The sequence below is a fragment of the Corynebacterium maris DSM 45190 genome (assembly GCF_000442645.1).
Lineage (GTDB): Bacteria > Actinomycetota > Actinomycetes > Mycobacteriales > Mycobacteriaceae > Corynebacterium > Corynebacterium maris.
On the sequence record NC_021915.1, the window covers coordinates 26,551 to 50,100 of the forward strand.

The following is a 23,550-nucleotide window of genomic DNA, read 5'->3' on the forward strand; positions in this document are numbered from 1 at the left end:
GCTAGGCACCTCCCTCGCCGGCGGCCGGGGCGGTGGCCAACATCGTGCGCCCGATGGGGGCGGCGAGCTGCCCGCCGGTGGCGCTGGCGCCGTAACCGCCGCCGTTCTTGACCACCACGGCCACCGCCACGTCCTTGGCGGGGTCATAGGCCACGTACCAGACGTGCGGGCCCACGCTGCCGTCGCCGTGTTCGGCGGTGCCCGTCTTGGAGGCGTAGCCGTTGCCGTCATAACCGGAGGTGGCCCGCTCCGAGGCGAACATCAACCCCTCCAGCGTGGCGGCCTCCTCCGGGGTGACGGCCTGGGTGATCTCCCGGGGCTCGTTTTCCCGCAGCACCGTCAGGTCGGGCTCGGTGATCGTCTCCACCAGGTAGGGCTCCATGCGGCGGCCGTCGTTGGCGACGGTCGCCGCCATCACCGCGGCCTGTAGCGCGGACATGGTCACGTCGCGCTGGCCGATGGAAGACTGCGCCACGGCGGCGGCGTCGGGCATCTCGCCCATGCCGCCGGGCGACATCTGCAGCCCCAGGTCGTAGGTCTCGCCCACGCCGAAAGCCTCGGCCGTCGACCGCAGGCCCTCCGCGCCGATGTCCGTGCTCATCTCCACGAACGCGGTGTTGCACGACAAGGAGAAGGCGGTGGTCAACGATACCGTCGGCGAACCGCCGCAGGTCTGGCCCGCGTAGTTGGTCAGCGTGGTGACGGTGTCCGGCAGCGTGATCTCCGCGGCGCCGGTCAGCTGCGAATCCGGGGTGTACCCGGCCTGCAGACCCGCGGCGGTGGTGATGACCTTGAAGATCGACCCCGGTGGCAACGTCTCCTGGGTCGCCGTGTTGATCAACGGCTGCCCCGGATCGTTGTTCAGCGACTCCCACGCCTGACTGGCGGTGGCGGACTCCGTCAACGGGTTCGGGTCGTACGACGGCGTCGACGCCAGCGACAACACCTCACCCGTCGACGGGCGCATCGCCACCGCCGCGCCCTCATAACCGTTCTGCGCCAGCTGGTTGTACGTCACCTGCTGCAGATTCGGGTCGACCGTCAGCTCCAGGTTGGCGCCGCGCTGCTCTGCACCCGTCAGCGAATCCCACAACCGGGCTCCGGCGACGGTGGAATCCGTGCCGGTGAGCACCCCGTTGAAGCTGGCCTCCAGGCCGGCGGTGCCGTACTGGTCGGAGAGATAACCCAGGATGGGGCCAAACTCCACCGGCATCGTCGGATAAGAACGGTCGTAAATGCCGTTCTCATCGGCCTGCGACGCCGCGAGCACCTGCCCGCCGGCGTTGATCTGCCCGCGGTGCGTCTGCTGCATCTCGTAGAGACCGCGCGGATTCAAGGCGTTCTGGGCGTACTCCTCTTCCCGGAAAGCCTGCACGATCGTGATGTTGATCAGCAGAATCAGCGTCAACACGAGCGCGAACAACGCGCTCCAGCGAATGGACTTGTTCATCGGCGCGACCCCCGTGCCTTCGGATCGGCGACCGGAATCATGGCGGTGCCCGGGCTGGCCGGATCACCCGCCGACAGCTGCCGCTGCGCGGCCTCCGCCGCGTCCTGCTCCTTCGGCCGGCGGGCCGAATTCGAAATCACCAGCAACAGCCCCAACAACACGTAGTTCGCCATCAGGGCCGAACCGCCGGCGGACATGAACGGAGTCGTCAGACCCGTCATCGGCATCAGCGCCGTCACCCCGCCGGTGACCACGAACACCTGCACGGCGATCGTCAACGACAACCCGGCGGCCACGAGCTTGCCGTAGGAGTCGCGCACCGTCAGCGCCGCCCGGAAACCACGGGCCACCAGCACCGCGAACAGCACCAGCACCGCAGCCAGACCGATCAGGCCCAGCTCCTCGCCGATCGCGGCCAAAATGAAGTCCGAATGCGCCACCGGCACGGTCTCCGGATGACCCTCGCCCAGTCCGGTGCCGGTCAACCCGCCCCAACTCATGCCGAACAACGCCTGACTGAGCTGATAGCCGGTCGTGTCGTAATTGCCGATCGGGTCCAGGAAGTTGGTCACTCGCTCCTGAATCTTGCCCGAGACCGCATACACCGCAGTGCCGCCCACCGCGATGAGCACCAGACCGATCACCAGCCAGGACACTCGGCCCGTGGCCATGTACAACATGCCCAGCACCGTGATGAACAGCAGCAGCGCCGGGCCGAAGTCATTGGACACCGCCATGATCATGATGACGATGAACCACACCGCCAGAATCGGCGCCAAGTCACGCAGCCGGGGAAAAGTGATGCCCAAAAAGCGGTAGCCCGCCACCGTGAACAGCGCGCGCTTCTGCGTGAGCAGCTGCGCGAAGAACAACAGCAGCAAAATCTTGGAGAACTCGCCCGGCTGCACCGACAGCGGGCCCACCCAAATCCAGATGCGCGCCTCCGCGCCGGGCGGCTGCGGCCACACCAGCGGCAGGGCGAGCAGGATGATGCCGGCCAGGCCCAGCAGGTAGGAGTACCTGGTCAGGGTGCGGTGGTCGGAGAGAATGAACAGCACCGCGACCATGAGCACCACGCCCACCAGGGTCCACAGCACCTGCCGGGAGGCGAGCGCGCCGCCGGAGGCCAGGTCCAGCCGATAGATCATCACCAGGCCGATGGCGTTGAGCACCGCGGCGATGGGCAACATGATTTGATCGGCGTGCGGCGCCGCGAAGCAGATCACGAAGTGGGCGATCGCGAAGACGGCGATGAAGCCGCCGATCAGCCACAGCATGTCGGTGGTCAGGGCGTTGCCCTGGGAAAGTTCGAGCGAGACCAGCATCAGCGCCAGCACGACGGTGGCCAGAACGAGCAGGCCCAGTTCCGTGCGTCGGGAAAGAAGTCGGCTCATGATCACACCTCCCGGCAGTTCACGCCGGGCTGGGCGAGGTCGCCCGCCCCGGCTTCGGTTTGTGTCTCGGCGTCGGGGTCCTCCGGCTCCACGGTGATGCACACCGGCAACGCCTGTTGCGCGAGGTTACGCAGCTGTTGCGTCACCTGTTCGTAGCTGCCGCCGTCGAGGGCGTCCAAGCCGGCGCGCGCCGATTCCGGCAGATCCTGCGGGCCGAAGGCGGCGCAGTCGTCGTCCCCCGCCGCGGGAAGGTCCGCCAGGTCGAGGACCCGGAGGTCGTCGCCTGCGTTCAGGCACGCCCCCTGCACGGGTTCGTGGAGGTCGCGTCCGAAGACGGAGAAGTTCACGCCTTGTTCGATGACGAAGCGTTCCTCGCCGTCGACTTCTTCCGCGGCGAGAAAATAGTTGTCGTCCATGCGTGAGTACAACCACCAACCGCCGCCGATCAATCCCAGGATCACCAGCAGCGCGACGATCACTCCGATCCAGCGCCCCTTCCTGGGGCCCTCCTCGGCGTCGTCGCCGGGCTCGTCTTCGTCGAACTTCTCGACGGCCGGCGGCGGGACGGACACCGATTTATTCGGCTGGGCGCTGGCCGCGGGCCGCGACAGCGCGGCGGCCCGGCCGGCGGCCGTGTCCGGGTGCGAGACCTCGACGGGGCCGTTGAGGGCGCCGGCGGTGACCGGCGTCTTCGGCACCTGGGCGCGCGTCTTCTCGTCGATCTCCGTGTCCTCCAAGACGTCGGCGACGACGACGGTGACGTTGTCCGGACCACCGGAACGCAGCGCCAGCTCCACGAGCCGCTGCGTGGCGATCTCCGGGGTGCCCTGGCGCAGCGCCTCCTCGATCGTCGACGCCGTCACCGGATCAGACAAACCGTCGGAGCACAGCAGCAGCCGGTCGCCCGGCTTGGCGTCCAGGATGCGCAGCGAGGGCTCCACCGGCGTGCCGGTATAAGCCTTGAGGATCAGCGCCTTCTGCGGGTGAGACGACACGTCGCCCGGATCAAGCTTGCCCTTTTCCACCAGCGACTGCACGAACGTGTCGTCCACGGTGATCTGCTCGAGCTTCCCGTCCCGCAGACGGTAGCCGCGGGAGTCGCCGACATGGATCAAACCGAAGTGCGTGCCGTTGAACAGCAGCGACGTCAGGGTGGTGCCCATGCCCTCCGTCTCCGGCTGGGTGCGCACCGTCTGGGCGATCTCGCGGTTCGCGTCGTCCGAGTATCCGCCCAACAGCGCCAGAAGATCGTTGTCCTGCGGGTCGCGGTCGAGCTTGATCATGTGGTTGACCATGATCTGGCTGGCGATTTCGCCGGCCGCATGCCCGCCCATGCCGTCCGCCAGGACCAGGATGTGCGGGCCCGCGTAGGCGGAGTCCTCGTTGTCCTGGCGCACCAACCCGCGATCCGAGGAGACCGCGTAATTCAGGATCAGGCTCACGGAATCAACCTCACTGTCGTTCGACCCATCTTGATGTCCGCGCCGGTGGACGCCTGCTCGGGCTGGTCGATGCGGTAGCCGCCGACGAAGGTGCCGTTGCGCGACTCCAGGTCCTCGACGAACCATTCGGAGCCGCGGCGGAACAACCGGGCGTGGCGCGACGACGCGTAGTCGTCGCCGAGTACGAAGTGGCAGTCCGAACTACGGCCCATGACGACCTCGGACAGGGAAGAAATATCCATGTGCGAGCCCTGCAAGGGACCCTCGACCACCGTCAGGTGGCCCACTTTCTCACGAGAGACGGCGGCCCTGGTCGTGCTGCCCGCCTTCTTGCTCGTCCGGCGTTGACCTGCCGCCTTATTCGCGTCCACGCGCATGGCGTTGAGGGCGACCAGAATGAACACCCACAGCAGGATCAACAGGCCGAAACGAATGGCTGTCAGCACAACCGTATCCATCGCCCCTCCTTAAACGTTGTCGGGAGTGTAAATGCGAACCTCGATGTTCGAATGGCCGATGGTGATGACGTCGCCGTCACCGAGCAGCCAGTTGTCGATCGGGGTCTGGTTGACGGTCGTGCCGTTCGTCGACTCCAGATCGACCAGGACGGCGTCGCGGCCGTCCCACGTGATCTCCGCATGCTGACGGGACACGCCCGTGTCCGGCAGGCGGAAATCCGCCGCGTTGCTGCGGCCGATGATGGTGGATCCCTCCTGCAGGTGATGCGTCCGCGAAGAGCCGTCCTGCAGCAACAACGACACCACCGGCGTCATCGTCGCGCTCTGGCTTGAGGTTGATCCCTCGCGGTTGAAGATCTCAGTCACTTCGGCCTCCTCAGGCTCTAGGGAAGTTGCGGCCGCAGAATCCCGTGGGGAAGCGGCCGGCTCAGGGTCCGTCTCGATGGCGTCAAAGCCACTGACGAGCTCAGGGTCGGGAGAGATGTAGGACGATACCCGCAGCTGACCTGTACGCAAGCCCGATTCCTCGGCGATGCGTACCACTGGCTCACCTGCGAGCTCCCACCCTTGGTTACGGGTGAAACGGGTCATCTGCTCGGCGAAACGCGCCGGTAGGCCCTGGTCCTGGGAAAGGTTTTCCAGATCTCTCGAGGACACGCCCACCGTGTACACGTTCGGGGCGATCAGGTGATCGTCGTCGGTGGCGGTGAGGTTGTCCATGGCCTGCTGCTTGAGCAGCTCCTCAATCTCGGCGGGCACGACACGCCCACCGAAGACGAGGGCGAAAGCGTTGTCGAGGCCGCGTTGCAGACGGCTGTCGAACTTGGCCAGCTGAACCATAAAAGACATGAAGCGGCCTCCTTTCTACTTCCAATTAAGGCCGGTGCGGACAGTATAGAATGACCCGGCCCCTAATCCGTAGCCATTGCGACATGCGCGGCGGCTCGGACACAGTGATTTTAGTGCATCGAAAGCCGTCATGAGCTGGCGATTTGTGTATATCCAACTGCTGTTGTTATATTAAATAAGTCGCCCGCCCGGGTGGCGGAATTGGCAGACGCGCTGGCTTCAGGTGCCAGTGTTCGCAAGAACGTGAGGGTTCAAGTCCCTCCCCGGGCACCATATGCAGTTCTTGAACTGCAAGCACCGGAGGTCACAAACTCGAAAGAGGGTGTGACCTCCGGTTTCTTTTGTTTTTGGTGTTGGCTGGTCGTGAGATGGGCTTTATGGGAATCTTGCCCGCAGGTTCTGGTGTGAGGAATGGTTCATGGCTCTCGGGGCATTGGGCGTTGTACGAAAGCAGTGGCGTTCTAAAGAATTAATCTCCGGGTTCGTCGAACACCCCTAGAATTCCGAATACGTTCCGAATAGGGTGGGGGTATGGCCCTCGCAGCTGATTTCCCCTACCGGACCCGACGCTCCTCGGATTTGAGTAAGCACTCGGCCGAGGTCTTCGCCGAAGCCGAAAACCACACCATCATGATCACGCGTCGTGACGGTGAACCGCTGGTATTGATGTCACGGCGTGAGGCCGACGGACGTGCTCGCCTCCTCGACTTCGCCGCTCACCTGATCACCGCCACGATCGACTCCGACGGTACATTTGCCGAGCGTTTGACAAAGGCCTTTCCTTGGATGCTCGCTCTATCTCCGGCAGATCGTGAGGCGTGTGCCCAGGATCTTCTCGACGCCGCGCGTGCCTCGTTTTCCACTGAGCAACCCCATCTGGTGCTCAGCGAGCTGACCTCCTGGAAAGAGACGGCCACGGCCGTGGCCACCGGCCTGGGCAACGCTGACCTTCAATGGCTCGATGATGACGAGACTGTGGAACGGCCGTAGTGGCTGCGAAAAAGGGCGAGCTGGCCCCCCGCCCGCCAAGGAAGACAGAGTATGAGATCCGTTTCGCCACCACCCACGCCCGCAAGGGGTGGCGCGATCTGGTTGCGACGATCCGCAACCCAATGGCGCACGCGTGGGACTTTTTGACCAGGACGCCGTTGGATACGACGTCGACGAACTACCGACTCAAAGGTGAGCTCGCCACGATCCGGCGAGGCGAGGCGCGCTATGACCGCTGGCAGCATAAACCGACGGCAAAAGGTACTGCGCGGATCTGGTTTTATGTAGATGGGCACACGGTATTTCTCGAGCAGGTGCACACCAACCACCCAAACGAAACGAAGTAGCGGCATCTCGGAAGTAGTGTCCTACGGCAGGTAAGCGATGGCCAACATCAGGCCCACCGACTTCCTCCAGCCTGGGTCTCGTTTGCGGGCAACATCGATGCTTTCCTGACCGCAACTACGCCGGGTTTGCCTGCGACGCTTATGTCTTGTCAGCCACTGCCTGGACAGGTCGTCGCCCCTGCCGTCGGCAGAGACCCGAACTTGTCCAGCCTTGGTGTCTTCTGCGGCGCATCTTCTTCTTGACCGGGAAAGCTCGATTGTTCAGGCAAGGAAGGCGAAAGCCTCGGGCAGTCAATGACCACCCGAGACCTCAGAGATATGTGGGGAACGCCTACATGTTCGGAAAAATCCCGCCCAGGAAGTCGCCCAAGCCCTCGGTGTCGGTCAGTGGGAAGACGCCGGCGACGTACTGGTCCGGGCGGACGACCACCACGGCGCCGTCACGGGAGATCTCGCGCTGTTCGAAGATGTTCTCGCCCTCCAACACTCCGAAAGCGTTTTCCAGATCGACCAGATCCAGGTGCCCGACCCGGGGCTTGAAGGCCGCCGGCACGTCCAGCATGTCGAATTCGGTGTAGGGCTGCTGGTAGATCACCTTGGCGTCGATGAGCGTGGGGTCGAGTTTGCCTTCCGCCCACCCGGCCCAGTCCTTAACCGCAGAGTCCTCGCCCGGCGCGGGGGAGTCGGCGAAGACATACAGTCGCACTCGGCCGTCGGACGTGGCCTGGTGCCCGAGGTGTAGCTCCACGAGGTCACAGACCCGTCCCACGCGGGCGGACTTGAAGCGTCGTCCGATGGGGTAGCCGCCGGCCAGCTTCTGGTGGGTGGCCTCGGTGGTGATCATCGAGGGTTCGTACTGGGTCATGTAGCCTGCGTTGAATTCTGCCGTGGACTGGTAGAACTCTTCGACTTCGGTGGCGCTGCCGAGCTGGTTGGCGGGCTTGGCCATCAGCGTGGACCATTCTTTGTCGAATTCGATGAGGCGGCGGGCGATCTCCTCGCGTTCCTCGCTGTAGGTGTTCAGCAGCTCACGGGGACTGTTGCCGCTGGCCACGTGCCCCAACTTCCAGCCGAGGTTGAAGCCGTCTTGGATGGAGACGTTCATGCCTTGGCCGGCCTTCGCGCTGTGCGTGTGGCAGGCGTCGCCGACGATGAACACGCGGGGGTGTTCGCCGGAGGATTTCTCGGAGACGCGGTCGTCGAAGTGGTCGGCCAGCCGGTGTCCGACCTCGTAGATCGAGTTCCACACGACGTCTTTGACCGTCACGGTGTACGGGCTCAGGATGTCGTTGGCCGTTTTGATGACCTCCTCTAACGGAGTGTCGCGCACCGACTTGTCGCTGTCTTCTGCGACTTCGCCCAGGTCGACGTAGAGACGGAACAGGTAGCCGCCCTCGCGGGGGATCAGCAGGATGGTGCGTCCAGTCTCGGATTTGATGGTGCACTTTTTGCGCACGTCGGGAAAGTCCGTGTCGGCGTAAATGTCCATCACGCCCCAGGCGTGGTTGGCCTGGTCGCCGCGCAGGCGGTAGCCCAGGGACTTGCGCACCTTGCTGCGCGCGCCGTCGGCGCCGATGACGTACTTGGCGCGGACGGTGACGTCTTCCGTTTCTCCGGATTCCAGGGTTCGGGTCAGTTGGACGGTGACGGGGTAGTCTTCCGCGTCGGAGTTCTCGGAGATCTGCAGGTCGTTGAACTCGTAGCCGTAGTCGGGTTCCATGCGGGTGGGCGCGTTCTTCATGAACCGGTTGAGGTGGTCGATGAGCCGCACCTGGGTCAGTAGCACCTGCGGGAACTCGCTGATGTCTTGGGGCAGTTCGCGGGTGCTGTTGTCGCGGATGATTTCGCTGGGATTCTTCGGGTCCGGCTTCCAGAACGCCATGTCGGTGATCTCGTGCGCCTCGGCCAGGATCTGGTGGGCGGCGCCGAACGTCGCCATCGTCTCCACGGTGCGGGAGTGCACGCCGTCGGCGTTGGCTAGTTCCAGGCGGTGGCCGCGGCGTTCCACCAGGCGGGTGGTGATGCCGGGGAAGCGGGACAGCTGCGCTGCGGCGATGGTGCCGGCGGGGCCGGCGCCGACGATGAGCACGTCGACCTGCTCCGGGACGTCGTCTGGCCGGTCAACGCCGGTGCCTTCTGCGGGAAGGGTGAGCGGATCTTTGGTGCTGTAACCGGAAACGTGGAACTGCATGGTGCGTCCTTTCGCAGGCGGGCCCCGTGAGCCCTGAGCTGGTCGATTCTCCGCGCCGTCGATACTGGATACCGGCGTGGCATTGACAAGAATGTATCGACCGTCACAGTCGCTGGATAGGGGCGGACGCAGACTTGTCCGTGCCAGACCAAACCGCGTCCGGCTCAGGCAAGAGTGGGGGAGGACAACCTCCCTGTCAGTCCCACAGACGCTGCCGCTGGGCTTCCTTCCGCCACTGCAGCGGAGTCATCCCGAAGTGGGCGCGGAAAGTCCGGCTGAAGTGGCTCGGTGAGGCAAACCCGAAGCGCCGGGCGATTTCACCGACCGTCAGCGTGTCCTGCTCCGGGGCGGCCAAGGCACGGTGGGTGAGCTCCAGGCGCTTGGTCAACACGTAGCGGCTGATCGTGGTGCCGGCACCGGCGAAGATGCGGCTGAGCTGTCGTTCGCTGATGCCGACGGCCGCCGAAATATCCGCCGGGCTGAGGTCCTGGTCGGTGATGTTGAGTTCGATGTGGTGCCGGGCCGCGCTGATCAGGCCCTTGTTGTGGCTGGCCGGTTCGCCGAGCACATTACGGATCAGCCCCAGGGCTTCGTCTTCGACGCTGTGCAGCGGTTTCGCGCTGGGCTCGGTGTGGGTGACATGTGTGGTCTCCCCGGCGGCGATGTGCTGGAGCGTGCGGCTGACCAGCCGCGCCAACGCTTGTTCCCCTGGGCCTGCGGTGGGGCCGAAATCAAACACGGCAGGAAGCTCCGCCCCGGTCTTGCCCACCATCTCCCGGTAGCGCTGCTTCGGGATGGTCAGCACGAGCTCGCGGAAACCGTCATCGAAACCGCGCATGAACGGCAGGTCGGCGTCGTAGACGATCGCCTGTCCGGGCCGCAGGGAGATGTTGCCGCCGCGGTGGAAGAAGAAGGCGTCGCCTTCCGTCGCAAAGAAAATGGCGATCATGCCGGTGGGGTTGTCGTTGATGAAGCTCTCCGAGCGCTCCACCACTTGCGAGGAGCCGTACACGCTGGCCAGCCGCACCGAGGGCAGGTGCAGGTTGGTCTCCGCTGCCCGCATGGGCCGGTTGTTCAGCGTCCGGATGTCTAAGGGCAGCAACGCCCGGGCGTTGTGGCCCTCCCACATCTGGACCCGGTCGTTGGGCACGATGCCCTGGGTGGTGAACCGCAGGAGTTTCGGGACCTCATGGTCGGGCTGTTCTGGGCGCTCAGACATGGTGGCACACAGCTTAGTGCCCTGCCCCTGAATCCCTGGGTCAGCGCGCAGCGGGCGTCGGTAGACACTGCTTAGTCGGCCGACATGCCGTAATGATCAGCCACCAGATCCACGGTCGTGTTCAGGGCCGTGCGGGTATGGCCGGAGACCACGAGCATGATCTCATCGGCACCGGTGCGCCCCTGTAGTTCTTCCAGGCGGTCGGCGACCTGGGCGGGCGTGCCGTGGTAGGTCTGGTTCACATAGGTGTCGATGACCTGACGCTCCTGCGGTGTCGCCGGGTAGTTCTCCACTTCTTCCGGTGAAAAGGAGGCGAAGGGTTTGCGCTGGAACATCTGCAGCATCGCCATGGAGTTAGAGAGCGTCTGGCGGCGGGCCTCCTCCGCGTCGTGGTCGGCCGTCGCGAGCACACTGACCAGGGTGTGCGGCTCGTCGATGATTCCGGACGGGCGGAAGCTCTCCCGGTACAGCTGGAAAGCGCTGTCGACGTCCGAGTCGCCGAACTGCAGGGCGAAGGCATAAGGGCGGCCGAGCTGGCCGGCGAGGCTGGCAGAGTAAGTCGACGAGCCCAGCACCCAGACATCGGGCAGGCTGACTGAGCCGGGCACGCGGTTGATCTGCGCCTGCCAGGGCCCGGGGACGGCGTGGACGTTCTGGTAGCGGTGGCCATTGGGGAAGTCGGCCTGCAGGAAGCCGAGCAATTCGAGCACCTGCTGCGGGAAGTGGTCATTGGCGCTCTGGTGCCGGCGCAGTGCGGCGGCGGTGGCGCCGTCGGTGCCCGGGGCGCGCCCGAGCCCCAAGTCGATGCGCCCCGGGGCCAGGGCCTCCAGCATGCCGAACTGCTCCGCGATCATCAGGGAGGAGTGGTTCGGCAGCATCACTCCGCCCGCGCCAAGGCGGATGTTCTTTGTCTCCGCAGTCAGGCGGGAAAGCATGAGCTGCGGGGAGGAGGTCGCGGCGGCGGGCATGGCGTGGTGTTCGCTCAGCCAGAAGCGGTGGTAGCCGCGGCGGTCGGCCAGTCCGGCCAGGTCGATGACTCCCTGCAGACCCTCCTGGGCGGTGGTGCCGATGCTGGTCAGTGCGTTGTCCAGCACCGAAAGGGTGAAAGGGGCGGAGCCGGACTTCGGGGGGATGTGCATGTGTCCTCAGTTCTCATGGATGGATCATTGTGTTTCCGTGACAGTACGTTAGCAGTCTTATCACGGAAAGTCGTTCCTGTTACCATGACTTGCATGAATAATTCGCTGCCGCCCGCGGTGCCCGGCGCCGCCGAGCACCCGTCCCTCGCACTGATCAGCACACTGTTCGCGGTGCCCGGCAACGACGCCGTGGAACTCCTCGACGGCCCCATAGCGACCACCGCCTGGCTGGTGGACCACGGGCTTGTGCCCGACGACACCCGGCTGCAGGACTACTGCCACGCCAAACTCACGACGCTGCGCTCCCAGCTCCGACACCTTTTCGACGCCCACCTCGCAGGGCAGACGCCCGATGCGCAGGTGCTCGCCGAGGTCAACGCCGCCGTCAGGATGGTTCCGCAGACGCTCACGCTCGTCCACGAACCCGGCCGCGGTTTCGCCCGCGTCACCGGCCACCCCGTCACCCAGCTCGTAGAGCACGCCATGGCGCGCATCGCGGACGACGCCGCCGCCCTCCTGGCGGGGGAGGAGGCCGGCTCCCTCGAACAATGTGGGGCGCCGTCCTGCGACCGAGTGTTTCTGCGCACCCATGCCCGGCGGCACTGGTGCAGCACCCGGTGCGGGGATCGCGTGCGCGCCGCCCGCGCCTACGCCAAGAAGAAACAGGCCACGACGTCGTGACGCCCCATGCAAGTCAGTCCGTCAGAAAAAGCGGCTGCGATAGGCCGCGGGTGGCACCCCGAAGGCTGCCCGGAAGTTCTGCCTCAGTGTCGCGGAACCGCCGAAACCGACTTTCTGGGCGACCTGCTCCACCGGATGGTCTGTCACCTCCAACAACCGGCGCGCCTCATCCAGGCGCCGACGTCGCACCCACGCGCTCGGCCCAGACCCCGTGGCGGCCTGAAACTCCCGGAGAAACGTCCGGGTGCTCATGTGCGCGACCTCGGCCAGCCGGGCGACCGTGAGATCACCTTCCAAGTGCTCGTCGATCCAGTCCAGCACGGCGGCGATTGGCGCATTCTCCGCCGCCGGCGTGATCGGGCGCTCCACGAACTGGGCCTGGCCGCCGTCGCGGTGCGGCGCGATGACCAGGCTGCGCGCGACATGCGCGGCAGCGTCGGAACCGAGCTGAGACCGGACCAGGTGGAGGCAGGCGTCGAGCCCGGCGGCGGTGCCCGCCGAGGTCATCACGTCACCGTGGTCGAGGTAGAGCACCGAGTCATCCCAGGGGATCGAGGCGTTGCGCCGGGACAACTCGTCGAAGGCGTGCCAGTGGGTGACCGCCGGACGCTCCTGGAGCACGCCCGCCTGGGCGAGCGGTATCGCGCCGAGGCACAGGCTGACGGCTTTCGTGCCCCGGTGATGGGCTGCGGCGATCGTCTCGGTGAGGAAGGCGAACAGCGCGGATTCACCACCGAGGTCCTTTCGGACGCGACCGGCGCGATCAACCTGTCCAACTCGGCCGGCGCCGCCGACGCGAAGACCGTCCACACCACGATGATGGCGCTGTTGAACTCCAATCTCGCGGCGGTCGGCACCAGCGGGCAGTGGATCGACGCCGTGCGCGACAACACTCCGCTGGAGCGCAGCAACCTGGTGGAGTCCGCCGTCAACGGCGCGGAAGCCACCGCCCAGTAGGTCTACGAGAAGGTCCGCCTTAGGGGTTGTCCCTGCCCCTGCTCCCGACCCTGCCCGATGGCGGGGCCGGTGGCCCGCGGTTACTGTGACCGACCATGGGCAAAAAGATGCTGATCGGCTGCTCGGGCATAGTCGCCGTGCTGGCGCTCGCAGCCGTGGCGGCGCTGTATGTGTGGGGCCCGGCCTACGGCGCCGCGTTGCTGGGCCGGCCGATCTTCGTCGTCCCACCCACGCCCGAGCGCTACGCCGCGGTGGTGCTCGACGCCGCGCAACAACGCGGCGTGTACGCCTCCTCCTCGGAATTCGCGCAGGCTCGCGCCGCCGCCGAAGACGCCGCGGCGCAGGCCGAGGACGTCGCCGAGATCCACGACGAACTCAACGCCGCTCTCACCGTCGCCGGTGGAAAGCACTCCCGGCTGCTCACCCCCGAGGAACGCGAAGACTATCTGACGACGACGCTGCAACAACCCGCCGTGACCACCCGCGACGACGTCGCCGTCGCCGCCGTGCCCGCGCACCGCATGGAGGACGACTCCCGGGACTACGCGAATCGGCTGGCCCATGGCCTCGACCGCGCGGTGGACGACGGCGCCTGCGGGGTGGTCGTGGATCTGCGCGGCAACACCGGAGGGGACATGGGCCCGATGCTCGCCGGGCTGGCGGGGTTGTTGCCGGACGGGGAGGCGTTGGCGTTCGTCGACAAGCACAGCGAACGGCCGGTGATCATCGACGGTCACAGCGTGCGCGGCGGCGGCACCCCGGCCAGCGTCGACGGCGCCGGGCAGCACGATCTTCCCGTGGCGGTGCTTGTCGACGCCCGCACCGCCAGCTCCGGGGAAATGACCATGCTGGCTTTCCGAGGCCTCGACTACACCCGCAGCTTCGGCATGCCCACCGCGGGGTACACATCGGCGAACACGGTGGTGACCATGCCCGACGGGGCCCAGCTGATACTCACCGTGGCGCAGGCCAAAGACCGCACCGGAGAGATCTTCCATGACGTCCCTGTCCGGCCCGACGAGGTGATCGACTCAGACCCGATGGGTAAGGCCAGACAGTGGTTGAGCGACGAACACGGGTGCGGGTAAATCACACAAATTCCAGATCCAGCTCAGGCATCGCCATCGGTGCGCTGCCGGCTGATCGCGTCCAGCTTGTCTTTCACCGACGCCACGCTGTCCGGGTGATCGGGCGTGGCCGGGCCTCCGTGGTCTGTGAGCAGCAGGTCAAGCTTGGGGTGCAGCTGGGCGAGGGTGTCGCCGGCGAGGCCCGCCGGGTCACCGCCGTGGACGGCGCACAGGGCGTCGACCTTGGCGTGCAACGAGGCCGCCGATTCCGGGTTCAGCCCGGAGACGTCGACCTCGGGCACGCCGAGTTCATCGAGCAGGGCGTCCAGCTTCTCGTGCAGCGTGGTGTAGCTTACGTGGGTCATGGCCCGGCCTTTCTCCGCGGGGGAAGGTGTGGCTTCCCATTATGGGCAAGAAGTCCCGGGCCCGCCTGGCGGTGCGGGCGGGCGTCGATAAGCGGCAAGCCGCCGACCGGACCAAGGAATGATTCGCACCTGACGACGGTTGTTCCTGGTGGACGTATTTACTGCTTAAAAGATTTGAGGACACCCCGCTTTGGCTACACCGTTGAATATTCTTGATCTCGTCTCCATCTCCGAGGGCAGCACCGCCGAAGACGCCATCGCCGCGTCGATGGACTCCGCCCGCCTCGCCGACCGGCTGGGATACCACCGGCTCTGGTTCGCCGAACACCACAACACCCCCAACCTGGCCTCCAGCGCCACCTCGCTGCTGATCTCCCGGGCCGCCTCGCTGACCGACCAGATTCGGGTGGGTTCGGGCGGGGTGATGCTGCCTAACCACTCCCCGCTGATGGTCGCCGAACAGTTCGGGACCCTGGCCAACATGTACGGCGACCGGATTGACCTGGGACTGGGGCGCGCGCCGGGCACCGACCGCATGACCGCCCAGGCGCTGAGCCGGTCTTCCGGCGATCCGCAGGAGTTCGCGGAAAGCATCTATGACATGCAGGGCTGGTTCAGCGACACCGGCACTTCCCACAGCAGGCCGATCGTCTCTGCGGCGTCGGCCGGCACCGACGTGCCCGTGTGGGTGCTCGGCTCCACCGTCAACGGCGCGTCGATCGCGGGACAGCTGGGCCTGCCGTTTTCCCTGGCGTCGCACTTCGCACCGGACCAGATCGACCAGGCCATCGAGGTGTACCGGGAGAGCTTCACCACCGACATGCCCACCGCGCAGATCGACAAGCCTTACGTCATGGCGGGCATCAACGTCATGGTCGCCGATACCGACGCCGAGGCCGAGCGGGAATTCACCGTGGTGGAGCAGATGTTCGGAGACATCCAGGTCGGGCGCAGCCGCAAGCTCCAACCCCCGGTGGAGCCGAACCCGAGCACCATGCTCAGCGGGGCCAACTCCATGCTGCGGATCAAGGCCGTGGGCTCGCCGGACACCGCGAAGGCCCAGATGGAGGAGTTCGTGGATCGCACCGGCGCCGATGAGCTGATTACCGTCACCTACGCCTTTGACCCGGCCGTGCGCGATCGTTCGCTGCAGCTGCTGGCCGACGTCTGGTTCTAGCCGCGGGTCCTCCTGGTGGAGGCCACGTCGCCGGTGATGACGACGATGTGGAGCATGCTGCTGATCAGCGAGCCGTAGAGCGGCCAGTGCTGGGCGGGCAGGTCGACGTCGCCGGACATGTCCTCCGCCAGCTCCAAGAGCTGGTCGTGGCACGGGCTGACGTCGATGGAGGGGTCGGCGATGGCGTGGCCGGCGTTGCGGACGATGTCCGACCACCGCCTCCGGAACTGGTCGTCCCAGCGGCTGTCGGCGTACGTCGCCTCCCGCAGGGTGCGGGTCAGGTGACGCAGATGGGTCACGGCTTCGTCGGTGCGCTCCAGGATCTGCTGGTAGGAGGCGTCCCCGCCGACGTCGTCAAGCAGCAGCCGCCCGCCGCGGCGTTGTTTCCGGGGGCCGGGGAGGTGCCGACGCAGGTTGAAGCGGTGGCTCTCCTTCGCGGCACGCACCGCCTGCCATGCGCTGGAGAGGTTCTCGCTCATTGTCTTGGTGCGGTCGTGCCAATCGTCGGCTTGCGTGGTTTCCCAGGAGCCGGAGAACTCGTCGGCCATGTCGATCAGGACTTCGCCGATCTTCCGGTTGGCGGAGTCGATGTACCAGGCGGCCTGCTGATCCTGCAGCGGGGGCACCAACAGGGCATTGACCGCGACTCCCACCGCCACCCCGATCCCGACTTCGACGATCCGATCCACCACCAGCAGATCTTCGCCCATAAACGCGCTGGACAAAACGAAGATCGCGGTCGTGGCCATGGTCGTGCCTTCTTTACGCAGGCCGGGGAGAAGCCCGCAGAGCATCCCCACCAGCAGGGCCAGGCCGAACGTCCATAAGTTCACGCCCAGGAAGTAGCCGACGACAAACGATAGGCCCACCCCCAGCCAGGACATCACCAACGACTGCACGCCGCGGAACAGGGATTGGTAGACGGTGGGATACACCGTCACCAATGCCATCCACGGGGCGAGGAAGGGGACCTGGGAGTCGAAGAACTCGACCACCACCCACCACGACACAGTGGCCGCGACGACCGCTTTAGCCAGCTGCAGCAGATGGGTGGCGATCTCCGGGGAATGGCGGAGATGACGAAACTGGCGGGCCAGGGCCTGCATCGGGGCCGGAGAAGACAAAAGACAGCCCTCCACATGTCAGACGGTGATTCGGTGGCGGGAAGGTCGCATCAGCACCGTCCCGTCCCTCTATAACACCACGTGCAGGGAAGCTATGCCTTCACGATGCGGCCGGGCGGGTGGCCGTCAGTGCGAGGAGGAACTACGCGTCTTTGCCGCCGCGCGCCGCGCGGACCGCGTCGAGCTTGGCCTCCACCGAGGCCAAGGTGTCGGGGTTTTCCGAATCGGTGGCGACGTCGTTCCCCTCGAGCAGCTGATCGAGCTTCGGGTGCAGCTGGGCGAGGGTCTCACTGGGCAGGTTCGACGGGTCGCCGCCGTGTGCCGCGCACAACGCGTCCGCCTTGGCGTGCAGGGAGGAGACGGAATTCAACTCGAGTTCCGATTCGTCGAAGTCCTCCATGCTGTTCTGGGCGAGCAGTTCGTTGAGTTTTTCGTGGAGGGTGATGAAGTTGCCGTCAGCCATGGTGAATCCTTTCGTTGGGTGTGGTGTCCAGTGTGAATAAGAAGCCGGGTGCGCGCCACCTTTTATCGGTGTGTGGGCGTGGCGGGAGCCGGACAAAGCCAGGTAGCTGGGGTGTCGGCCTAGTTGAGATGATGGTGCTTCCTGGAGCCGGGCGGCGTCTGTCGTGCCCGATGTCGCGCGGCGGGGGTGAGTGGCCGGTGCTGCGTGCAGCGTGCGTGCGACGGGGTGTGTGGGGGGTACTTAGCCAGGCTAATAAAGTTATATTATTCAGATCTTTTTCCAGAATCCCCAGGTCAGATTTTTGCTAGCCTGGCAAAATACTGAAATTTCAAGAAATGGCTCCCAAACCCTTGAAACGCGGAGATTTTGTTGGGAAACTTGTCGGTACACCCGTACCTACGAAAGGTTCTCAGCAATGAAGCGCACCCTTGCAGCATCTGGAGTTCTCAGCCTCGCCCTGTTCATGGCGGCCTGTGCCGAGGACGGCACCACCACGGAGGACACCACCACCGAGGAGACGACCGCCACCGAGACCACGGAGGCCACCGAGACCGAAACTACGGAGGCGGACACCGCGGAAGAAACCACTACCGAGGAGACCACCACCGAGGAAACCGACGCCGCGGCCGCCGAGGGTGAGGACGTCGTCGACACCGCCGTCAGCGCCGGCTCCTTCACCACCCTGGTGACCGCTGTCCAGGCCGCCGGCCTGGAAGAGACCCTGCGTGGCGAGGGCCCGTTCACCGTCTTCGCGCCGACCGACGAGGCTTTCGAGACTCTCCCGGAGGGCACCCTCGACGAGTTGCTGGCTGACCCGGAGGGTGACCTCTCCGAGATCCTGCAGTACCACGTCGTCGCCGGAGAGGTCTTCGCGGCCGACGTCCTGGAGATGGACGGCGAGACCGTCGAGACCGTCCAGGGCGGCACCTTCACCATCGAGGTCGACGGCGAGCAGGTCGTCCTGCTCGACACCGCCGGCAACCGCATCAACGTCGTGGACACCGACGTCGAGGCCAGCAACGGCGTCATCCACGTCCTTGACGGGGTTCTCAGCCCCACCCCGTAATTACGGGCGGGACGACAACTCCTGAATCGGGACATGAAACGGGCCCGCATGGTCACCATGCGGGCCCGTTTTCGTGTGGTCGGGCGGCTGCTGAGGGCGGCGCCCGCTCAGCTCAATTCCCAGCCGCGGCGCTTCCCGTAGGCCGTGAGGAACTCGGCGACCCGGTCCCAAGGCTCCTGGGACATCTTCTCGCCCCCGATCGACCAGAAGTGGAGGGAGTTTTTGCTTGCCCCGCCGAGCAGCAGGGCCCACAGCTCTTGGTTGGGGTTCAGGTCCAACATTTCCCGCAGTCCGTGAATTAACCGCATCAGGTCCTGCTTGCTCAGGTTCTCCGTCGCATCGAATTGACGGCCGACCAGGCCGGTGAGCTCGTGGAAGCGGGCGCGGCCATCCCGCGCCTCCTGGGCGGCGCTGTCGGCGTGGTTGGCGATCCAGAGCACCTTCTGCAGGACCTGGCTGAAGTCCTGCTCCGCCTTGTTGACGGAGAAACGCTGCGAATGCAGTGCCACCCGGCTGTTCACCTCGACTTCGAGGCCTTCGAGAACACGCTGGGCGGCGGCGTCAATGGTGAGGCGGTCGGCGGCGCCCTCTGCCTCTACGACGGATTGCAGGTGGAAATGGGTGTTGTCTTCGGTGAAGACGACGTGGACTTCCTGTTCCCGGGTCGATTCCGGGATGGCGACCATGCCGGTGTAAGCGTGTGCCGAAGGGAGGGGGTCGAATCCCCAGTCCATGAAAAGTTGGTGCAGTTCTCGGTTCGGCGTAATGGTCGGCATGGGGCGAGCGGTCTCCCTTATCATCGAGCGGTCAGGCATAAATGGCGACCGTGGGGGTGGTCGATACGAGGTGTGAGAAAGGTCGATTGTCGGCCCCTGGATGTTTTATAAATTATTCCTCAAAAGTAGACACAAGATGTCGCGCACGCTAGCCCCCAAACTAGGGGGCAGACACCGTTCTCGTTATTTTTAGCAGTTAGAGACGTTGATACACACGCAAGATTGATGAATAAAATATAATTTTACTTTAAGAAAGATGGTAAGTCGACGAATGGCTTCCACGAGATGTCGGGAGGCGGCGGCACCGCGCAGGGCTTGTTCCTTTTCCTCCGCGATCGGTGGCGGGGGTGGCGCGGTCGTGTCTAGCGTGGAGGGTGTCCCAACCCCCAGGCATGAGATGGAGACCACCATGACCCGCATCGCCATCGTCGTCGGAAGCACCCGCCCCAACCGCGTCGGCCGATCCGTCGCTGACTGGGTCCACGACAACGCCCAGCAGCACGAGGGCGCCGACTTCGAACTCGTCGACCTCGCCGACTACGACCTGCCCCTGCTCGACGAGCCCATGCCGCCGGCCATGGGCCAGTACCAGAACGACCACACCAAGGCCTGGGCGGAGAAGATCGCCTCCTATGACGGCTTCATCTTCGTCACTCCGGAGTACAACCACTCCGTGCCGGGCGCCCTGAAAAACGCCGTCGACTACCTTTACGCCGAGTGGAACAACAAGGCCATCGGCTTCGTCAGCTACGGCAGCGCCGGAGGCACCCGCGCCGTCGAGGCATGGCGCCTGATCGCCGCTGAGCTGCAGATGGCGGACGTGCGCGCGCAGGTCTTCCTCACCTTCGGCGACGACTTCGAAGACATGTCCACCTTCGCCCCGACCGACGGCGCCACCGGCGCCCTGGGCGATGTCTTTGGTCAGGTCGTCGCCTGGGCGGAGGCACTCAAGACGCTGCGCGCTTAACACGGCGTCCGGTTGCGCGGCCGCCTCGACGTCCGCCGTCGCCTCGAGGGCCGGATCATCCCGTATGGGGTCCGGCCCTTGGTCATGTAGTGGAAGTGGGCTTCCGACACGAGGCCCCGGATCTGCCTAGCATTGGGGCATGACTATGAACGAAAAACTTCGAGAAGCCATGAACAAGCAGGTCAACGCGGAATTCGAGTCGTCGTTGGTCTACATGCAGCTGTCCTATGAGCTGGACCGTCTCAGTTTCACCGGAATGAAGGACTGGATGGTGAATCAGGCCGACGAGGAGCGGTTCCACGCCAGCAAGTTCACCGACCACCTCATCGCGCGCGACGGGCGCGTCGAGCTGGGGGACATGACCGTGCCGTCGACGCCGATCGAGTCGCCGTTGGCGGCCTTCGAGATCGCCCTGGAGCATGAACGAAAGATCTCGGAGATGATCCGTGAGCTGGTCCGCATCGCGGATTCGGTGGGGGACCTGGACAGCCGGTCGTTGCTGAACTGGTTCTTGGAGGAGCAGATCGAGGAGGAGGACACCGTCTCCGGCATCATCGATCAGATCCGTCTGGTCGGCGCCGACGGATCCGGGCTGCTGCGCATCGATGCGCAGTTGGCCACCGCCCATCCCCGCAGCGGCGGCGAGGGGGCGTAGCGGCTCCGGTTGCGCTGGCGGGTGAGAGACGACACTGGCCCGGCCCCTGAAATCAGGGGCCGGGCCAGTCTCGTCAGTACTGCGAGACGCTTAGAAGTGGATGCCGTGCAGGGCGAACCACGGGACCGGGTCGACGGCGCCGTTGCCGGTCGGGTGGATCTCGAAGTGCAGGTGCGATCCGGTGGAGTGGCCTTCGCTGCCCATGCCCGCGATGTGCTGGCCGGCGTGGACGCGCTCGCCGACGCCGACGTTCAGGGTGGACATGTGGCCGTAGACTGCCATGGAGCCGTCGTCGTGCTTCACGCGGATCCACTGGCCGTAGCCGGAGGCCGGGCCGGAGTTGATCACGGTGCCGTCCATGACGGAGTAGATCGGGGTGCCGATCGGGGCGGCGATGTCGATGCCGGCGTGCAGGGTGCCCCAGCGCGGGCCGTAACCGGAGGTGAAGGTACCCTCCGCCGGGCGGACCACGGAAGCGTTGGACTGCGGGCTGGCGGCCGCGGCGGCGTAGGCGACCGGGTTGGCGCCGCCCTGCGACGACATGGAGGCGGCTGCGGCGGCCAGGTCCTGTTCGGCCTGCGCGGCGGCGAGGGCCTCGGAGGCGTAGTCGACGGCCTTGTTCAGCTGGTCGGCGAGACCGGCGGTCGGCTTGTGCTCTGCGATCGCCAGGATCTGCGGGGCGCCGTCGGAGGACAGCGCGGCGGCCTCGTTGACCAGGTTGTAGTCGACGTCGGCGACCTCAGAAGAAGCGGCGGGCCCATCGGTGAGGGTGGCGGCGGTCGCGCCGCCGACGCCGGCGGTGGACACTGCGCCTGCGGTGGCGGCGACGAGGGCGAGGCGACGCTTCGGGGAGCGGGTGGACACCTTACGGTGTCCGGTGCCGGCCGACCGCTGAGTCTGGATGCGCATGTATTCTTCTCCTGTCGTGGTGACCGTCGTGCGGTGCTGCGGGGGAGGGGGGAAGCGGTTCGTGGCGTCTCTGTGAGCGAATCGTAACCGCTTCGTTATCAACTGCGGTCACAATATCCCGCACATTTTTACGATGCAAGCCATGAAACCCCCGAAACCCCAGTTGGCAGTCACTTATCAGTGACGGCGAAGGTTGTGGCCCACCCTTTTAAGGTTTCAACCTCCACTTGAGGGAAATGAACACAGCGCCTGGGCCACGAGGCCTCGACTGCGGCAGAAAGCCCGGTCAGCACGGCTTTCTGTCGGCGCTTCGGCTACTTCTCCAGCAAGTACTTCGGCAGCTCCGGCACCGGCGCGATCACCACATCGTGGACTTTCCAGTCCACCGAGTGAAGCTGGTCACGTAGCCGCCGGATCTCCTCCACACTCGGGTCATGACCGACGTGCGGCACCACGAACATCTCCACATGGAACACATGGCCCTGATCGCGTGCCCGGGCCACGCACTCCGCGACCCAGGGGGTGGCGCGGGCGACGTCCTCGACGTCGTCGATGGTGGGGTGGGGCTTTTCCTCCAGGGTCATCACGCGGGTGTCGGTGAGGTCCTCGACCGCGGCCTTGAGGTTGGTGACGCCGTCGTAGACGATCGACAGCGCCACGACGATCGCGGCGGCCGCGTCCATCCACCACAGGCCCATCCCGATACCGAGCACGCCGACGATGGTCGCCACCGCCGTCGACCAGTCGGCCTTGTTCATGTCCGCGTCGGCGTAGAGCACTTTGTCGTGCAGCGGCGGGGCCAGTTTGAGTTTCATTCGGCCCAGGATCACCGGCGCGATCCCGGACAAGGCCATCACGATCACCATCAGCCAGCCGAGCCAGATGTCCTGGCCGAAGAGCACGATGATCCCGATTGGGGGCTTCTCCACGGTGATTAGACTCATCACGGAGCTGTAGATGAGGAACCCGCCCATGATCAACAAGGCGGTCGCCGCCACCAGGTGCGCCACCCCGATGGCGCGGTGATGGCCATAAGGATGTTTGGGGCTGGGGTTACGGCGGATCAACCTGGTCGCGACCAGAAACGCGATCGGCGGCAGGAACGACAGCATGTCTTCCAGCCACGCCGCGCGCATCGCCTGTGACTGGCCGGCGACCAGGCCGACGGCCGCGACGGTGACGACCAGGACGCCGATGGTGATCCACTCCAGGCGGACCGCTTTCCGCAGCACCTCTTGCTGCTCCTCCGGCAGGGAGTCGTGGCCCGGGCCGGTGCTGGCCTCGCTCGGGTGCGTCATCAGATCTCTCCGTGTTCTTTCGCCAGGTGTCGCTCAAGGGCCACGAGCAGCTCGTTTTCTCCCAGCCGCACGCCCATGACCATGTCCTCGGTGTCGCCTTCTTCGGTCTCCGCCGAAGTGTACGGACGGGTCAGCGCCATGTGGCTGCTCCACGGGGAGGTGGCGGTCAGGCCGCCGATGATCACGTCCACTTCACCGGCCTTCATCTGGCCGGCGAGGATGCTCTCTGCGGCGGGCCGCCAGTCGACTTCCGCGTCGATGCTGTCGGCGAAACTTAAGATCAGGTCGGCCTCCGAGCCGGTGACTTCTCCGGTCTCGTCGTTGACGTCGGTCCAGGGCTTGTGCTCCGACACGCCCACGACCAGGGAGCCGTTGCGGGCCCGGTCCAGCGTGCCTTCGGCGTCGGCGGGGATCGCGCTGCACCCGCTCAGCGTGAGGGCCGTCAGGCCGAGCGCCGCGCCGAGGCGGGGGAGGAAACTGTGTGACATCGCCGCTCCATTCTTTCCATAAAAATATTATTATTTATGTATCTCACCCTAGCCGGGTGCGGCGGGACGGGCAGCGCG

25 protein-coding genes and 1 tRNA gene are annotated in these 23,550 nt (G+C 65.5%); 10 read left to right on the top strand and 16 right to left on the bottom strand.

Features of this window, described 5'->3' with window-relative positions:
• Position 1 precedes the first annotated feature (1 nt).
• From B841_RS00140 to B841_RS00160, 5 genes are read right to left on the bottom strand one after another with little or no spacing between them, the layout of a single operon-like run.
• Positions 2-1,450, bottom strand: a complete 1,449-nt coding sequence (locus tag B841_RS00140; protein WP_020933444.1) for a penicillin-binding transpeptidase domain-containing protein — start codon at positions 1,448-1,450, stop codon at positions 2-4.
• A complete protein-coding gene (locus B841_RS00145; RefSeq protein ID WP_041631661.1) occupies positions 1,447-2,844 on the bottom strand; it encodes an FtsW/RodA/SpoVE family cell cycle protein in 1,398 nt (465 codons plus the stop codon). Before B841_RS00145 ends, B841_RS00140 begins: the two co-directional genes overlap by 4 nt.
• Positions 2,845-2,846: 2 nt before the next feature.
• The gene (locus B841_RS00150; protein WP_020933446.1) at positions 2,847-4,286 is read right to left on the bottom strand and encodes a PP2C family protein-serine/threonine phosphatase; all 1,440 of its coding nucleotides are present in this window, start codon (positions 4,284-4,286) and stop codon (positions 2,847-2,849) included.
• On the bottom strand, positions 4,283-4,744 hold the full coding sequence (locus B841_RS00155) for an FHA domain-containing protein FhaB/FipA (RefSeq protein WP_020933447.1): 462 nt from the start codon (positions 4,742-4,744) through the stop codon (positions 4,283-4,285). Before B841_RS00155 ends, B841_RS00150 begins: the two co-directional genes overlap by 4 nt.
• Before the next feature lie 9 nt (positions 4,745-4,753).
• Positions 4,754-5,593 carry a DUF3662 and FHA domain-containing protein gene (locus B841_RS00160; RefSeq protein WP_020933448.1) on the bottom strand — a complete coding sequence of 280 codons (840 nt, stop codon included), beginning with the start codon at positions 5,591-5,593 and terminating at the stop codon, positions 4,754-4,756.
• 186 nt (positions 5,594-5,779) lie between these two features.
• Between B841_RS00160 and B841_RS00165 the strand changes: the two genes are divergently transcribed.
• The 3 genes from B841_RS00165 (at position 5,780) to B841_RS00175 (ending at position 6,930) form a co-directional block, all read left to right on the top strand.
• Positions 5,780-5,866 (top strand) — tRNA-Leu (locus B841_RS00165).
• A gap of 258 nt (positions 5,867-6,124) precedes the next feature.
• Positions 6,125-6,583, top strand: coding sequence for a hypothetical protein (locus B841_RS00170; RefSeq protein ID WP_020933449.1), 459 nt, complete (start codon positions 6,125-6,127; stop codon positions 6,581-6,583).
• Positions 6,583-6,930: a hypothetical protein gene (locus tag B841_RS00175; protein ID WP_020933450.1), complete on the top strand. Its 348-nt coding sequence runs from the start codon at positions 6,583-6,585 to the stop codon at positions 6,928-6,930. The genes B841_RS00170 and B841_RS00175 overlap by 1 nt, the downstream gene beginning before the upstream one ends.
• 331 nt (positions 6,931-7,261) lie before the next feature.
• On the opposite strand, the gene B841_RS00180 is transcribed toward B841_RS00175, so the two are convergent.
• From B841_RS00180 to B841_RS00190, 3 genes are all read right to left on the bottom strand, one after another.
• Complete coding sequence (locus B841_RS00180) at positions 7,262-9,121, bottom strand: FAD-dependent monooxygenase (RefSeq protein ID WP_020933451.1); 1,860 nt, start codon at positions 9,119-9,121, stop codon at positions 7,262-7,264.
• 196 nt (positions 9,122-9,317) lie between these two features.
• Positions 9,318-10,340, bottom strand: coding sequence for an AraC family transcriptional regulator (locus tag B841_RS00185; protein ID WP_020933452.1), 1,023 nt, complete (start codon positions 10,338-10,340; stop codon positions 9,318-9,320).
• 71 nt (positions 10,341-10,411) lie between these two features.
• Positions 10,412-11,479, bottom strand: a complete 1,068-nt coding sequence (locus tag B841_RS00190) for an LLM class flavin-dependent oxidoreductase (protein WP_020933453.1) — start codon at positions 11,477-11,479, stop codon at positions 10,412-10,414.
• A 93-nt stretch (positions 11,480-11,572) separates the two neighbouring features.
• Between B841_RS00190 and B841_RS00195 the strand changes: the two genes are divergently transcribed.
• Positions 11,573-12,160: a CGNR zinc finger domain-containing protein gene (locus tag B841_RS00195; RefSeq protein ID WP_020933454.1), complete on the top strand. Its 588-nt coding sequence runs from the start codon at positions 11,573-11,575 to the stop codon at positions 12,158-12,160.
• Positions 12,161-12,181: 21 nt separating this feature from the next.
• On the opposite strand, the gene B841_RS00200 is transcribed toward B841_RS00195, so the two are convergent.
• Positions 12,182-12,781 carry a helix-turn-helix domain-containing protein gene (locus tag B841_RS00200; protein ID WP_020933455.1) on the bottom strand — a complete coding sequence of 200 codons (600 nt, stop codon included), beginning with the start codon at positions 12,779-12,781 and terminating at the stop codon, positions 12,182-12,184.
• Here B841_RS00200 and B841_RS14020 point away from each other — a divergent pair.
• Positions 12,752-13,117, top strand: coding sequence for a hypothetical protein (locus B841_RS14020; protein WP_020933456.1), 366 nt, complete (start codon positions 12,752-12,754; stop codon positions 13,115-13,117). The two genes, B841_RS00200 and B841_RS14020, sit on opposite strands and share 30 nt — an antisense overlap.
• A gap of 95 nt (positions 13,118-13,212) precedes the next feature.
• Positions 13,213-14,205, top strand: a complete 993-nt coding sequence (locus B841_RS00210; protein WP_020933457.1) for a S41 family peptidase — start codon at positions 13,213-13,215, stop codon at positions 14,203-14,205.
• 23 nt (positions 14,206-14,228) lie between these two features.
• Here B841_RS00210 and B841_RS00215 read toward each other — a convergent pair whose 3' ends face one another.
• Positions 14,229-14,549 carry a hypothetical protein gene (locus B841_RS00215; protein WP_020933458.1) on the bottom strand — a complete coding sequence of 107 codons (321 nt, stop codon included), beginning with the start codon at positions 14,547-14,549 and terminating at the stop codon, positions 14,229-14,231.
• A gap of 190 nt (positions 14,550-14,739) precedes the next feature.
• On the opposite strand from B841_RS00215, the gene B841_RS00220 reads away from it, so the two are divergent.
• A complete protein-coding gene (locus tag B841_RS00220; protein ID WP_041631663.1) occupies positions 14,740-15,726 on the top strand; it encodes an LLM class flavin-dependent oxidoreductase in 987 nt (328 codons plus the stop codon).
• Here B841_RS00220 and B841_RS00225 read toward each other — a convergent pair.
• A complete protein-coding gene (locus tag B841_RS00225) occupies positions 15,723-16,850 on the bottom strand; it encodes an FUSC family protein (protein ID WP_020933460.1) in 1,128 nt (375 codons plus the stop codon). The two genes, B841_RS00220 and B841_RS00225, sit on opposite strands and share 4 nt — an antisense overlap.
• Positions 16,851-16,992: 142 nt before the next feature.
• Positions 16,993-17,313 (bottom strand): hypothetical protein, encoded by a 321-nt coding sequence (locus B841_RS00230; protein ID WP_020933461.1) that lies wholly within the window; start codon positions 17,311-17,313, stop codon positions 16,993-16,995.
• Positions 17,314-17,728: 415 nt separating this feature from the next.
• Between B841_RS00230 and B841_RS00235 the strand changes: the two genes are divergently transcribed.
• Positions 17,729-18,379 carry a fasciclin domain-containing protein gene (locus B841_RS00235; RefSeq protein WP_041631664.1) on the top strand — a complete coding sequence of 217 codons (651 nt, stop codon included), beginning with the start codon at positions 17,729-17,731 and terminating at the stop codon, positions 18,377-18,379.
• A gap of 107 nt (positions 18,380-18,486) precedes the next feature.
• On the opposite strand, the gene B841_RS00240 is transcribed toward B841_RS00235, so the two are convergent.
• Positions 18,487-19,155 (bottom strand): hypothetical protein, encoded by a 669-nt coding sequence (locus B841_RS00240; protein ID WP_020933463.1) that lies wholly within the window; start codon positions 19,153-19,155, stop codon positions 18,487-18,489.
• Positions 19,156-19,564: 409 nt separating this feature from the next.
• Between B841_RS00240 and B841_RS00245 the strand changes: the two genes are divergently transcribed.
• Both B841_RS00245 and B841_RS00250 read left to right on the top strand, forming a co-directional pair.
• The gene (locus B841_RS00245) at positions 19,565-20,122 is read left to right on the top strand and encodes an NADPH-dependent FMN reductase (protein WP_041631935.1); all 558 of its coding nucleotides are present in this window, start codon (positions 19,565-19,567) and stop codon (positions 20,120-20,122) included.
• A 139-nt stretch (positions 20,123-20,261) separates the two neighbouring features.
• The gene (locus tag B841_RS00250; protein WP_041631665.1) at positions 20,262-20,777 is read left to right on the top strand and encodes a ferritin; all 516 of its coding nucleotides are present in this window, start codon (positions 20,262-20,264) and stop codon (positions 20,775-20,777) included.
• Between the two features lie 90 nt (positions 20,778-20,867).
• Here B841_RS00250 and B841_RS00255 read toward each other — a convergent pair whose 3' ends face one another.
• The 3 genes from B841_RS00255 to B841_RS00265 all read right to left on the bottom strand — a co-directional run bounded on the left by B841_RS00255 (position 20,868) and on the right by B841_RS00265 (position 23,472).
• Positions 20,868-21,686, bottom strand: a complete 819-nt coding sequence (locus B841_RS00255; protein ID WP_020933466.1) for a M23 family metallopeptidase — start codon at positions 21,684-21,686, stop codon at positions 20,868-20,870.
• Between the two features lie 314 nt (positions 21,687-22,000).
• Entirely contained in the window at positions 22,001-22,984 is a 984-nt protein-coding gene (locus B841_RS00260; protein WP_020933467.1) for a cation diffusion facilitator family transporter, read from the bottom strand.
• Positions 22,984-23,472, bottom strand: coding sequence for a substrate-binding periplasmic protein (locus B841_RS00265; protein ID WP_020933468.1), 489 nt, complete (start codon positions 23,470-23,472; stop codon positions 22,984-22,986). The genes B841_RS00260 and B841_RS00265 overlap by 1 nt, the downstream gene beginning before the upstream one ends.
• Positions 23,473-23,550: the final 78 nt, after the last annotated feature.